Raw genomic sequence first — 13,282 nt, 5'->3', positions numbered from 1 at the left:
GAACTATGAGATCGACTAAACTTAGCACATGGATCACTTGGGGCCTGGTGCTTTTCGCACTGGGCGTGGCAACGGACTATTACTTCCTGCATATTCTTTTCCATCAAAAGCAGCAGGAAGCTTTGCAAGTGGCGGAAGGTGAAAAGGCCGCAGCGACGGCGGCTACTCCGGCGACCACTGCGGGCGACGACAGTTTCCTGGGTGAAAAAGGCAATGCGCAAGTTCAGAACGATTCCGGCAAAGACACCTTCCTGGCTTCTTTGCAGGCCTGCGCTCCGGAAGTGGCAGCTCAAGCTATCGCCACCCCGGAAGCCCTGATGGAATACCTGCAAAAAAGTGTCGGTGTTGCCAAAGAAGAAATCTCTCTTGAAAACTACCACCTGACTTTGCCGGATGGATCTTTGCGCCGCGTGCACTTGATCACCGCCGACAACACCAATGCGAAAGACAAAGTGGAAATCCGCTTCTTCAAACTGGATGCGGAAGGCTACCCAGAGCGTCTGGCCCTGAAGGGCGATGAGACTTTAGAGTCCCTGCTTGCCCTGGGTAAAGTCAGCAAACACGAAGTGAAGTCTGTCCTGGAACTCAAAGACAAGACCACCGTGAATCTGGAAAAGCACGACAACGTCGTGTTCGAGTTCCAGTACAACAACCACGGTAAAATTCTGTCTTGCCGCTATAAGGAATGCCTTTGCCAGTAAGACTTAGGACCTGCTCTTAGGTCCTGACCGGCATTAATAATCAGTCACAATATTTCAATCCACAGACCCTCTGTTAAGATTAAACCTAGAGGGTCTATTGCATGACAAAAAGCGGTTCATTTTTGCACAGCCGAAGCTTGTGGGTCTATTACACCCTCTTTTTTTCGGGCTCGCTGGTCCTTGTGTATCAAGCGCTGAACTGGGAGATCATTGGCGACTCCGTCAACTTCCTGTGTCTGCTATTTCTCATGAATGGCCTGCTGGCGCGCAGATTCATCCACATTCTGGAAAACTCTTTGCTGATGACCCTGGGATACATCCTGCCGCTCTTGATTCGTAACAGTCTGAAGCTGTCCTACACCGAAGCACCCTCGATCAAAGAATTCTTAAATCTGGCATTCGTATCCACGACGACGACACTGGTTTTGGGAGTTGGTTTTTCATTCTTGGGTATGCTGTTGCACCACTTCGGACACAAACTGCATCAAATGAGCCGAAGCCGCGTGACCACAAACAACAGTGTGACCACCGGCTCCCCTACGGACGAATAATCAGTCTCCGGTCGAGCCCGACATCTGGGCCATTTCGAAGCGATTTTGCTCTGCCATCACCATCTGTGACAGTTCACGTTTTAGATTGTTGAAATCAACATCTGCGGGATTGCGCGGACGCGGGATTTGAACAATCACGTCTTTTTTCACGGTGCCCGGACGATAGCTCATCACAATAATACGATCTGCCAGATAAATGGCTTCTTCAATACTATGTGTGACGAACACGACTGTTTTTTTCAGCTCGCTCCAGATCTTCAACAGTTCATCCTGCAGGCTTCGGCGGGTCAAAGCATCCAAGGCACCGAACGGTTCATCCATCAGCATGATCGGCGGGTCCAGCGCCAGCACGCGGGCAATAGCCACACGCTGCCTCATCCCCCCGGAAAGATCTTTCGGGAAGCGCTTGCGGAAGTCCGTCAGCTTCAGCGTTTTCAAAAGCTGCTGCAGCTTTTGTTCAATCTGATCCGGCGGCGCGTTTTTGATTTTAAGACCGAAGGTGATGTTATCCTCGACCGTCATCCATGGGAACAAAGCGTATTCCTGAAACACCATGCCGCGGTCCGGGCCGGGCTCGACGATCTTATGTCCCCCGACGAAGACGTCTCCGTCTGAAGGTGCTGAGAATCCGGCAATGGCATTCAAAAGAGTGCTCTTGCCACAACCCGAGGGACCCAACAGACACACGAACTGACCTTCCGGGATATTGAAATCAATATCTTTCAGGGCAATCACATCCTGCTCGGATCCTTTAAAGACTTTGGAAACATGTTTGATTTCAATTTGTGTTGGATTCGACATTACTCAAGACCTCGATGCCAGCGCAGCAGATAGTTATTCAAACGGCTGACGACAGTGTCAATCGCAAGCCCCAGCAGACCGATAGAGAACATTCCGGCGATGATCTTGTCCGACCAGAAGTACTCACGTGCTTCCAGAATGCGATAACCCAGACCGTTGTTCACCGCGATCATTTCAGCCACGATCATACAGATGAAACCTGTCCCGATACCGATGCGCACACCACTGAGGATGTACGGCATCGCTGCCGGCACGATGATTTTTCTGAACATCAAAAAGGATCCCGCACCCAGATTTTTTCCAGCGCGGATATAGATGCTGTCCACTGCCCGCACACCCACAATGGTATTCATCAGGACCGGGAAGAACGCCCCCAAAGCAATCAGGAACACCGCCGGAGGATTCCCCAACCCGAACCACAAGATCGCCAAAGGAATGTAGGCAATTGGCGGGATCGGACGCAGAACCTGAATCAGCGGATTCATATAATCATAGATACGCTGGCTGGCGCCCATCAAAAGACCCAGCGGCAAAGCCAGGCCCCCACCGATCACAAAGCCCAGGAACACACGATAGAAGCTTTCCCAAAGATCGCGAATCAGTTCGCCCGAGAAATACCAGGCAAACTTCGAACCTTGCGCCGGATCGTAAGCTTCTAGCGGCATCAGGTACTGATACCATTTTACAAGGACCGCCGAGGGAGCCGGAAGGACCTGAGGATTCACCCAACCTGCTCGCACCACGACTTCCCACAAAATCACCACAATCGCCGGTACCCAGACACCTTTGAGTTTAGACAGCAATCCTTGATCCTTATTCATACTCACCTACTTCACACCCAATGCCTTCTTGGCATCCGTTAACAGATCCAGCTTCACCCAGTCAGCAGCCTTAGGCGGCTTCTGCATACGACCCACGCCGTATTTCACCATGAAGTCTGTGGTGATCTGAATGTGCTCTACGGTCAGATCATAAGTGTATGGAGAGTTTCCGATAGCATCCTTGAAGTCCTGGGATGAAATCTGGTTTTTGAACATTTTTTCGATCACGTATTTTTCAGCCAGTTCTGGTTTTTCAATGAAGGCTTTGGTCGCTTCCACGAAGCACTTCATAAATCTTTCCGCAACAGGCTTTTTGGTGTTGTACATCTTTTCAGTCATCACCAAAGTACGGATGGGTTCACCCATTGGAGTGTCGTACGGTTTCAACAGTTCCACACCGAAGCCCTTGTTGATCGCCTGAGAAGCCTGCGGCTCACTCTGCGCCATGGCGTCGATGTTCTTTGCCTGCAATGCCTGATTCAAATCGGCGAAGGCCATGTACACGATACGCACGTCTTTACCCGGCTGGTCGGACCAGGTCAGGTTGTGCTTGGCAAGTTCTGCCAGCAACAACAACTCTTGTGCTCCACCACGAGCCACACCGACTTTTTTACCTTTAAAGTCTTTCACCGATTTGATGCCCAGATCCGGACGGATCACGATGCGCGCGCCACCTTCAGCAAAACCAGCCACAGCATAGATAGGCACTCCACCGGAACGACCGGCAATCGCCGCATCCGCCGCACTGGCTGCCACGTCGATTTCACCCGCGATGATCGCAGGCATAATATCAATGCCTTTGGCGAACACACGCTCGGTCACCTTCAAGTTGTACTTGGAGCAGTATTCGCTCATGTAACTGATGGCACCATAGTGAGCGAACTTCAGATTCCCAACTCGCACGACATCCGGAGTTTGGGCTTTTGCTTCAAAGTTGAATACAAACAGAAGCAACAAAACAAAAAGGCTTAGCAGCAGCTTCACGGCCTTCACATTTACAGCGCGAGAAATCGCAACTGCTTTCGCGGTGGTTTTCATAGGAGTCCTCCTAACAATTAAAGAGCGTCATACAATAATGGTCTGATGAATAGCAGAGGTTGGCAAGACTTTCGGGTCTCATTTGAGCACGATGTGAATATGAGAAGAAAATCAGAGAGGACTCACGAAATTTATTTTTTTGTGAAACCACATAAGCTTCAGAGTCCGAAATAAAAAAGGCGCTGAAGAATTCCAACGCCTTTGAGCATTCATTTATGTGATCGCATACAGTGCGAGAGCTGCTTCAGCTTTCACACCTGCCGGCGCTGCAGCACTGTGGCCGCAGGCCCTACAACCAAAGACTGCGGACACCGCGTTCTTTCGCTACGTCGTGAGCCAATTCATAACCTGCGTCCAAATGTCTAAATACACCCATTGCTGGATCGGCAGTTAACACTCTTTCCAAACGACGTGCGGCTTTCTCCGTACCGTCCGCAACGATCACCTGACCCGCGTGCTGGCTGTAACCCATGCCCACACCACCACCGTGGTGCAAGCTGACCCAAGTGGCACCGCAAGCCGTGTTCACAAGGGCATTCAGCAACGCCCAGTCACTGACAGCGTCAGATCCGTCTTTCATCGCTTCCGTTTCACGATTTGGTGATGCCACAGATCCGCAGTCCAAGTGATCACGACCGATTACGATCGGCGCTTTCACTTTACCTTCAGCCACCAGCTGATTGAACATCAAGCCCGCTTTCGCACGCTCTCCATACTCCAACCAGCAGATACGTGCTGGCAAGCCCTGGAAGGCAATGCGCTCTTCAGCCATGTCCAACCAGCGCAGCAGGTCTTTCTTGTGCGGGAATAGTTTTCTCATCGCATCGTCAGTGACTTTGATATCATTTGGATCACCCGACAAAGCCACCCAGCGGAACGGACCTGAACCTTTGCAGAACAAAGGACGGATGAACGCCGGAACAAAGCCTGGATAGTCGAATGCATTTTCGACACCCGCTTCCTGAGCACGCGCGCGCAGGTTGTTACCATAGTCAAACGTCACAGCACCGCGATCTTTCATCGCCAGCATGCCGCGAACGTGTTTTGCCATGGAATCATAAGCCGCTTTCAAATAAGCTTTTTGGTCTTGTTCGCGGAAGGTCTTCGCGGTCTCTACAGTGTAACCCTCTGGGATGTAGCCCACCAGCGGATCGTGCGCAGATGTCTGATCGGTCAAAAGATCCGGAGTGAAGTTCTTTTCGATCAACTGGTGGATCACCGTCGCCATGTTACCTTGCAAAGCAATGGATTTGGCTTCGCCGGCGGCTGTGTACTTTTTGATGCGCGCCAAAGCGTCGTCAAGATCTGTCGCCACTTCATCCACGTACTTGGTTTCAAGGCGTTTTTGAATACGAGTTGGATCGATTTCAACCGCTAGAACGCAGGCACCGGCAAAGACACCCGCCAGCGGTTGTGCGCCACCCATGCCACCCAGGCCCGCTGTCAAAATCACGCGGCCGGTAAGGTTACCGCCAAAGTGCTGACGACCGGCTTCCACGAAGGACTCATAAGTCCCCTGGATGATCCCTTGTGTTCCGATATAGATCCAGGAACCCGCCGTCATCTGACCGTACATCATCAGACCTTTTTTATCGAGTTCGTTGAAGTGCTCCCACGTCGCCCATTTAGGCACAAGGTTGGAGTTCGCCAGAAGCACGCGAGGAGCGTCTTCGTGTGTTTTCAGAATACCGATAGGTTTACCGGACTGAACCAAAAGAGTTTCATCGTTTTCAAGCTCTTTCAAAGCTTCCAGAATCTTGTCGAAAGATTCCCAGTTACGAGCTGCTTTACCGATACCACCATAGACAACCAAATTTTCCGGGTGCTCAGCAATCACCGGATCCAGATTGTTCTGAATCATGCGATAAGCCGCTTCCTGCAACCACCCCTTACACACCATCTTGTTGCCCGTAGGGGCCTTAACTACTCGAGACATAATCCCTCCCAAAAGGTACCTGCTTACTTTTGCTTAAGCAGTGCGACAGACATTAACTTAATAAAACTACCATTCCAGTTTGCCGACCGCGTTTTCCACGACGGCCATCAGTTCTCCAGACACCATCATGGCTTTGATCGCCTCGACGTCTTTAGAGAAAATGCGGTCTTCTTTTGCAAACGGCACAGTCTTGCGAATGTGCTCGTGTGCAGCCTTCACCGCAGCAGACGGTTTCAGCGGAGCCAACAAATCCAAAGCCTGAGTTGCCGACAGCAATTCCATCGCTACGACATTTTCTGCGTTACGCAGAATCTGTGCGAACTTACGGGCAGCAATCGTACCCATGGAAACGTGGTCTTCTTTTTCTGCCGACGTCGGGATGGAATCCACGCTCGCCGGGTGCGCCAATACTTTGTTTTCGCTCACCAAAGAAGCGGCTGCCACCTGCACGATCATGTGACCGGAATTCAAGCCCCCGTTGGGGGTCAGGAACGGAGGAAGCTCACTCATCTGGGTGGAAATCATTTTGGAAATACGGCATTCGCTGATGCTCGCCTGGGAAGACAACGCAATCCCCGCAAAGTCCATTGCGTGCGCCACTGGCATCCCGTGGAAGTTACCGCAGGAAAGAACTTTGTTCGCATCCGCAAACACCAGTGGATTGTCGGTGGAAGAATTCGCTTCAGTTTCCAGAACCTTCACCGCGTATCTCAAAGCGTCTTTAGCGGCGCCATGAACAGCAGGCATACAACGCAAAGAATACGCATCCTGAACACGCGGATCATTGACGGCGTGGCTTTCAGCGATCGGGCTGGTTTCGCCCATAAGTCTAATCAAATTGCGGCCGGTCTTGCCTTCACCGGCGTGAGGGCGGCTGGCTTGAATCAATGGATCAAATGGTTTTCTGGAACCACGCAAGCCTTCCAAAGACATCGCACCGGCAAGATCCGCCAACCACAACAGGCGGCGATTTTCCCACAAAGACAAAAGACCGATGGAAGTCATCACCTGACAACCGTTGATCATGGAAAGACCTTCTTTGGCTTTCAGCTCCAGTGGAGTGATGCCTTTTTGTTTCAACAACTCAGTCACATGCACTGGCTTGCCGTCAGCACCCCACGCTTCGCCTTCACCAATGATGGTCAACGCCAGATGAGAAAGCGGAGCCAAGTCCCCAGACGCGCCCACAGAGCCCTGAGAAGGAACCACCGGGATGATGTCGTTGTTCAGGAACTCAAGAATTTTTTCTACAACCAGTGGACGAATACCGCTGTGGCCTTTGGCCAAAGCATTCGCACGCAGAACCATCATCGCGCGAGTTTCCGTTTTCGTGAACGGAGCACCGATACCCATGGAGTGGGAACGAATCAGATTTCTTTGCAGCTGTTCAATTTCAGCATCCGAGATGCGCACGGAAGAAAATGCACCAAAGCCGGTATTCACACCGTACATTACTTCACCACTGGCAATACGACCCTCGATATAGTCGCGGGACTTTTGCATATTGGCTCTTCCAGAAGCAGACAGCTCCGCTTTGATGGAAGGGTTGTGAGCGATTTCATATAGGTTTTCGAGCGTGATATTCTCACCAGTAATTTGCATATTCAGAGCCTCTCTTAAGAAGCCCGCATCCTAACGCAAACACTCTAAAACTGGCAAAGAATCGAAAAGGTGCCTAGTGACTTTTTACGTCTACAGCGCAGCATTTTCAGCCCTTTTTGACGCGGCGTAGGTGTAAAAAGTCACCAGGCACCTTTTAAACGAAAAAAGCCACTCCAACGGAGTGGCTTTTGGATTGGAATTTTGGTGTTTTTTAGAATTCCAGAGGCAATGAAACAGAGAACATAACAGTTTCGCTCTGAGCATCTGTGGCAAGGCTGTTGCCATCCAGCTCATCAAATGTGTCTTTCAAATATTCCAAATTCAAAGACAGGAATGGCAGACCAGTGAACCCTACGCCTAGCTTTGTACTCTTACCGCTCAGTTTTCCGGAATCTTCCAGATCAACTTCGTTCTTCAGACTGACTCCCAACCATCCACGCAGCAAGATCGGCAGATCAATCCCCACAACACCATAGACTGATGATCTTTTTGATGTCTCATCACCGCCAGCATCCGGCTTGGAAGTACCACTCAAACCGAAAGCACCGTCAACGCCCACCCACAACATAATCGGGGTTTTATACGCCACACGGGCACCGAACACAGTTCCATCGATCTTTCCATCTGGATCTGTGGTTTTACCTGTCTCGTAACCAAGATACGGCTCTAGCAGAATGTCTGCGTGAGATACGCTCCCGAAACCCATAACAACAGCCAACATGACCAAGAGCTTTTTCATAAAGTCTTCTCCTTTTGTAACCCAAAAAATTTAGGCATCCTTTAGAATTTTGAAGAGACTCTTTCGCAGGGTCAACGACCGAAACCCCACCCTACCGAAAGCCCAGTCCAGATACACACGACTTTGGAGCGCTTATGTTACGAAGTTACAAAGATGACCGCGAATACTATGCCTCATTGCCAAAAAAACGCATTGGTGTGGGCGCACTGCTTTTCTATAAAGGCGATCTTTTGATCGTACAACCCACCTACAACCCCGCCTGGATTCTGCCCGGAGGCACTGTCGAAGCCGAAGAGTCCCCCAGCGAAGCTCTGCAGCGGGAGCTCAAAGAAGAACTGGGATTGAATATTCAGGCAGGCTCGCTGCTGGCGGTGGACTATGTCAGCAACCGCGACGTCAAAGGCGAATACATGCAGCTGCTTTTTTCCGCCAAAGATCTGACTGAACATCAGGCGCAAAACATCCGTCTGCCCATGTATGAAATAAAAGACTTCAAATTTGTCGCCGTTGAAAAGGCCCTGGAAATGCTCACCCCGATTGTCAGTCGCCGTGTGCACAGCGTGATGCTGGCGCAAGAACAGGGGCTGGGAGCTATTTATCTGGAAGAGGGTCGAGCGTTTTACGACCCTTTAAGACTGGCAATCGCTGATCCGTATTCCTTGCCAAAGACATAACTGCCGGCAACGAACACATCCGCCTCGTGGCAAATCTTCGCGGTTTCCGCATTGATTCCGCCATCGACTTCAATCAGGCAGGACAAATTCTTGGAGGAAATTTCCTGACGCAGACGAGTGATTTTCGCCACCTGATCATTCATGAAGGACTGACCACCGAAGCCCGGCTCCACCGTCATCACCAGCACCAGGTCACACAATGGCAACAGAGGCAGAACCTCTTCCACCGCCGTGCGCGGGCGCAATGTGATTCCGGGTTTGGCGCCCAATTCACGAATGCGCTTCAAAGTGCCTGCGGCGTCTTTGGTGGACTCCACGTGAATGGTCAGATAGTCACTGCCCGCTTTCACGAATTCTTCCACATAGCGCTCTGGTTCTTCGATCATCAGATGCACATCCAACGGAAGTGGCGACACTTTTTTCAGAGCCTTCACCACCGGAATGCCAATGGTGATATTCGGCACAAAGCGCCCGTCCATCACATCGACGTGAATCCAGTCAGCCCCCGCCTGTGCGACCGCCTTGATCTCTTTTTCAAGATTGGCAAAGTCCGCCGACAAAATGGAAGGAGCCACCATCTTAGACGCCAAGTTGATCCCCCACTTTCAAAGCATGACCTTTCAGGAAATCAGCAATCGCCATGCGGTTGCGGCTTTCAGGCTGAACTTCAAACAGTTGCAAAACACCGTCACCGGTCGCAACAGAAATATGATCTTCATGAACAGCGGTGATCATGCCGGGCTTGGCACTGCCGATAGAGCCGCCGTCACGAGTGACCGTGGCTCTGTGCAGTTTCAGTTTTTTCCCCTGCAATAAAGTGTAAGTGCCCGGGCCATAGACAAAGCCGCGGATCTTTCCGTCGATCGCCTTGGCAGACGTGCTCCAGTCAATCTGGGATTCCATCTTTTCGATTTTTTTCGCCAGCGTCACCTTGGATTCATCCTGAGGTGTCGGCGCCAGATTGCCACGAACATAGTCCATCAGTTCCACTTGCAGAAGTTCTGCGCCCAACTGGGCCAGCACATCGTGCAACTGCAATGCGTTCATGTCCGGGGTGATTTTCACACGACGAATGCCGATGATGTCACCGGCATCCAATTTTTTGACCATCTTCTGCAGGGTCACGCCGCTTTCGACGTCACCGGCTTCGATGGCTCTTTGGATCGGAGCCGCCCCACGCCAGCGTGGCAAAACAGATCCGTGCACATTCACGCAACCAAAGCGGAAGGAATCCAAAAATTCCTGGGTCAGAATCTGACCGAAGGCCACAACCACCGCCACCTCAGCACCCCAGGTTTTGATTTCCTGAAGCATCAGTGGATTGGCTTTCAAGGACTCGGGAGCCAGAACCTTCAGGTTGTGGGCTTGAGCCAAAGCTTTTACGGGACTTGGAGTCAGTTGGAGTTTACGACCGGCAGGACGGTCAGGCTGGGTGACAACACCCACGACCTCAAAGTGCTCATCAGACAGAAGAGCTTTCAAAGAGGTCACGGCAAATTCAGGGGTTCCTAGAAAACAGACGCGGACCTTGCTCACACTTCACACTTTTCTTCGTCAGCTGTTGTAGCATCCCCTTCTTTTTCTTTTTTAACCGGGTAGCCGTACTTCTTGATTTGATTTTTGATTTTGTTGCCCTTGACGAAGCTCAGGTGATCGATGAACAAAGTGCCTTCAAGGTGATCCATTTCGTGCTGCATGCAGATCGCAAGCAGACCGTCGGTTTTCACGATGTACTCTTTGCCATTCACATCGAATGCTTTCATTTCGATGTAGTTGTAGCGCTCCACTGTTTCGTAATAGCCCGGGATGGACAGACAGCCTTCATCGAAAGTGGTCTTGCCTTCGCCTTTGACGATTTCCGGGTTGATCAGGATCAGCGGCTGTTTTACAGCGGCTTCCAGTTCCGTCATTTCTTCGTATTTATAGCGGCGGCCTTTTTCGTCTTTGGGACGAGTGTCGATCACGACCATGCGAACCAGCTCGCCTACTTGAGGGGCTGCCAGACCGATCCCGTTGGCGTGGTACATGGTTTCAACCATGTCTTCGGCCAATTTGGCGATTTCAGGTCCAAAAGTCTTCACCGGCTGCGAAACTTCACGCAACTTCGGGTCTGGGAATGTGAGGATTTTCATGATCATAAGGGCCTCCGGGAGGCCCCCATTATATCAGCGTTTCAGCTTTTTGAGAAGAACGAAGGCCACACCCAACATAACTATGTTGGGAGCCCAAGCCGCCGCCACTGGAGGCAGGGTCCCGTGCTGCCCTAAAGTAATCCCTGACGAATAGAATACGTAATAGGCGAAAACCAGGGCCAGACAGATCCCGACATTCAGCATGGTGCCCCCGGACCGGGCCCGGCCCACACTGAAAGGAATACCCAAAAGGCACATGACCAGGCCGGCAAAGGCGAAGCTGATTTTGGAATGATAATCCACCTCATAGGCCACGGTATCCAGGCCCGCCGCCTTGTTCTTGTCGATGAAGTGTTCCAGCTCTTTTTGTGACATCATATCGGCGGTCTGACCGGCACTTTGCAGGTCCTTGGAATCCTCGGCCATCACGATGCTTTTCGTTTTAAATGGGCTGGTCAGCGGGAAGCTTGAGTCCTTGTTAAAGATCGTCACTGTCCCCTGCTCCAGCAGCCACTGCGCCCCCTGGATTTTGACCTGAGCGGCGGTGATCATCTGCACCAGATCCCATTCGTCGCTGAAGAAGTACATCGTCAGCCCCTGGGCCCCGTCCCCTTTGGCATTGAGGGTTTTGATATTGAAGATCGAGTTTTTAGAGCGGTACCAGATACGGTCCGTGCGGATCGTGGAAAAACGATGCGGCTCTTTTTTCAGGTCATAGTACAAAATGTAATTCTTCTGTTTGGTCGCCCGAGGCAGAACCCGGTCGGCCGCCATGTACCCCAAAGCTGAAATCACCGCCACCAACAAAAGCATCGGCACCGCGATACGAATCAGGCTCATCCCGCTCGCAAATAACGCAACGAGTTCATTGGCTTTATTCAGGCTGGTCAGGGTCAGGATCACCCCCAGCAAACAGGCCACCGGCAACAGTTGCGAGATAATTCCGGGGAACGAATAGAGGTAATAATTCACCAATGCCGAGGGAGCGACATCCTTGTAGTTGACCATTGTGGACATCGCGTCAACCGCGGTGAAAAGAGTCAGAAACACCAGAAGGCCACCCACGAAGTAACCTACGAAGAGCCAAGCTGTATAACGATCGATCCTATTCACGGCAAATCCCTTAAACTCATTGACTGGCGGCGGAAATCCAATTTAACTTTGATTATGGCTTTACGCGTCTTGCTTGCAGATGAGAGTTCCACAATCAAAAAAGTAATGCAACTGGCATTGTCTGACTTCGGGGTTGAAGTTAAATCGGTCCCCGTGGGCCTTGATGTATTGCAAGTAACTAAGACCTTCAAACCGGATATCGTGTTCGCCGATGTGTTGTTGACCAAACGTTCAGGCTACGAAGTTTGTGCGGATCTGAAAAACGACGCTGAAACTGTCAATATTCCGGTTGTGCTGATGTGGAGCGGTTTCATGGAAATCGACGAAGCCAAGGCCACCGAATGTCGTGCGGACCGTCGCCTGGAAAAACCTTTCGATGCCGATCACCTGCGCTCTCTTGTTTCTGATCTGGTGCAAAAAACGAAATCCAATCCTGTTTCCAATTTCCTGACTTTCCCGGAAATGCCAGAGTTTGAAGAAACTCCGGCTGAAAACACCCCTGCAGCAGAGCAGGAAGTTTACGCTATTCCAGAGGAAAAAAGCGATTTCCTGAACATCCCGGAAATCGACGCTGAAGAAGCCAACCTGCTGGAAGTTTCCGGCGAGGAATTCGCGGCCGTGCCGTTGACCAATCCCAAAGCGGAAGACGAACACGACGAGGGCGGCTGGGCCCATCAGGATCTGACTAAATTCAAAATCCAGATCCCTGAAACTGACAGCAATGACTTTGCCTCCAAATTTGTGATTCCTCAGGATGACGAGCTTTCCGGCCACATCGAGATGGATGGCGACTTTGAAGAAATCAGCTTTGTGAAATCCGCTCCGGAAGTGACCAAAACCAAAGCACCTTCAGCTGCTGCGGACTCCTTCATTTCCAACGTGGAAAAGTCCGTCAAAGATCAAATGATGGAAACCCTCAAAAAGGGTGCAACAAAAGTCACCAACACTGGCGCGGCTCCGCAGCCCGCTTCTAATGCTAAGCCCAATACTCAATCCAAGATGGACTTAGACCCCAATATGATGGAAAAGATTATCCGTGAGGAAGCTCGCGAAGTGATCGAATCCATCTGCTGGAAGGTCCTTCCGGAGATTGCTGAGCGCATCGTGCGCGAAGAAATCAAAAAGATCCTCCGCGAAACTGAAAAGTCCATTTAAGAGGCCGTCCGTACAGCGT

At 51.1% G+C, this 13,282-nt stretch carries 14 protein-coding genes; 4 read left to right on the top strand and 10 right to left on the bottom strand.

Annotated elements, in window-relative coordinates:
* The first annotated feature begins 5 nt into the window (after positions 1 to 5).
* Positions 6 to 701 carry a hypothetical protein gene (locus ACNQKP_RS14095; RefSeq protein WP_417865340.1) on the top strand — a complete coding sequence of 232 codons (696 nt, stop codon included), beginning with the start codon at positions 6 to 8 and terminating at the stop codon, positions 699 to 701.
* Positions 702 to 949: 248 nt separating this feature from the next.
* Entirely contained in the window at positions 950 to 1,252 is a 303-nt protein-coding gene (locus ACNQKP_RS14090; protein WP_417865338.1) for a hypothetical protein, read from the top strand.
* On the opposite strand, the gene ACNQKP_RS14085 is transcribed toward ACNQKP_RS14090, so the two are convergent.
* The 6 genes from ACNQKP_RS14085 to ACNQKP_RS14060 form a co-directional block, all read right to left on the bottom strand.
* Positions 1,253 to 2,053 (bottom strand): ABC transporter ATP-binding protein, encoded by an 801-nt coding sequence (locus ACNQKP_RS14085; RefSeq protein WP_417865336.1) that lies wholly within the window; start codon positions 2,051 to 2,053, stop codon positions 1,253 to 1,255. It lies immediately after the preceding gene.
* On the bottom strand, positions 2,053 to 2,874 hold the full coding sequence (locus ACNQKP_RS14080; RefSeq protein WP_417865334.1) for an ABC transporter permease: 822 nt from the start codon (positions 2,872 to 2,874) through the stop codon (positions 2,053 to 2,055). The genes ACNQKP_RS14085 and ACNQKP_RS14080 overlap by 1 nt, the downstream gene beginning before the upstream one ends.
* Before the next feature lie 6 nt (positions 2,875 to 2,880).
* Positions 2,881 to 3,912 carry an ABC transporter substrate-binding protein gene (locus tag ACNQKP_RS14075; RefSeq protein ID WP_417865332.1) on the bottom strand — a complete coding sequence of 344 codons (1,032 nt, stop codon included), beginning with the start codon at positions 3,910 to 3,912 and terminating at the stop codon, positions 2,881 to 2,883.
* A gap of 289 nt (positions 3,913 to 4,201) precedes the next feature.
* On the bottom strand, positions 4,202 to 5,848 hold the full coding sequence (gene hutU, locus ACNQKP_RS14070; protein ID WP_417865330.1) for a urocanate hydratase: 1,647 nt from the start codon (positions 5,846 to 5,848) through the stop codon (positions 4,202 to 4,204).
* Between the two features lie 66 nt (positions 5,849 to 5,914).
* Complete coding sequence (gene hutH, locus ACNQKP_RS14065; protein ID WP_011165142.1) at positions 5,915 to 7,450, bottom strand: histidine ammonia-lyase; 1,536 nt, start codon at positions 7,448 to 7,450, stop codon at positions 5,915 to 5,917.
* 211 nt (positions 7,451 to 7,661) lie between these two features.
* Positions 7,662 to 8,189 carry a hypothetical protein gene (locus ACNQKP_RS14060; protein WP_417865328.1) on the bottom strand — a complete coding sequence of 176 codons (528 nt, stop codon included), beginning with the start codon at positions 8,187 to 8,189 and terminating at the stop codon, positions 7,662 to 7,664.
* A gap of 134 nt (positions 8,190 to 8,323) precedes the next feature.
* Here ACNQKP_RS14060 and ACNQKP_RS14055 point away from each other — a divergent pair, with 134 nt between their 5' ends.
* On the top strand, positions 8,324 to 8,863 hold the full coding sequence (locus ACNQKP_RS14055; protein ID WP_417865326.1) for an NUDIX domain-containing protein: 540 nt from the start codon (positions 8,324 to 8,326) through the stop codon (positions 8,861 to 8,863).
* Here the strand turns inward: ACNQKP_RS14055 and rpe are convergent.
* The 4 genes from rpe to lptG are packed head-to-tail and all read right to left on the bottom strand — an operon-like array spanning position 8,809 to position 12,108.
* Complete coding sequence (gene rpe / locus ACNQKP_RS14050) at positions 8,809 to 9,441, bottom strand: ribulose-phosphate 3-epimerase (protein WP_374035877.1); 633 nt, start codon at positions 9,439 to 9,441, stop codon at positions 8,809 to 8,811. The genes ACNQKP_RS14055 and rpe overlap by 55 nt on opposite strands.
* A gap of 1 nt (position 9,442) precedes the next feature.
* Positions 9,443 to 10,399, bottom strand: coding sequence for a methionyl-tRNA formyltransferase (gene fmt, locus ACNQKP_RS14045; RefSeq protein ID WP_417865324.1), 957 nt, complete (start codon positions 10,397 to 10,399; stop codon positions 9,443 to 9,445).
* Positions 10,396 to 11,001: a peptide deformylase gene (def, locus tag ACNQKP_RS14040; protein ID WP_011165147.1), complete on the bottom strand. Its 606-nt coding sequence runs from the start codon at positions 10,999 to 11,001 to the stop codon at positions 10,396 to 10,398. The genes fmt and def overlap by 4 nt, the downstream gene beginning before the upstream one ends.
* A gap of 27 nt (positions 11,002 to 11,028) precedes the next feature.
* Entirely contained in the window at positions 11,029 to 12,108 is a 1,080-nt protein-coding gene (lptG, locus tag ACNQKP_RS14035) for an LPS export ABC transporter permease LptG (RefSeq protein WP_011165148.1), read from the bottom strand.
* Positions 12,109 to 12,162: 54 nt separating this feature from the next.
* Between lptG and ACNQKP_RS14030 the strand changes: the two genes are divergently transcribed.
* Positions 12,163 to 13,263, top strand: coding sequence for a response regulator (locus ACNQKP_RS14030; protein ID WP_417865321.1), 1,101 nt, complete (start codon positions 12,163 to 12,165; stop codon positions 13,261 to 13,263).
* Positions 13,264 to 13,282 lie beyond the last annotated feature (19 nt).

The organism is Bdellovibrio bacteriovorus, assembly GCF_048286975.1.
Lineage (GTDB): Bacteria > Bdellovibrionota > Bdellovibrionia > Bdellovibrionales > Bdellovibrionaceae > Bdellovibrio > Bdellovibrio bacteriovorus_H.
The sequence above is the reverse complement of the archived record's forward strand: the minus strand, read 5'-3'. Positions and strand labels throughout refer to the sequence as shown.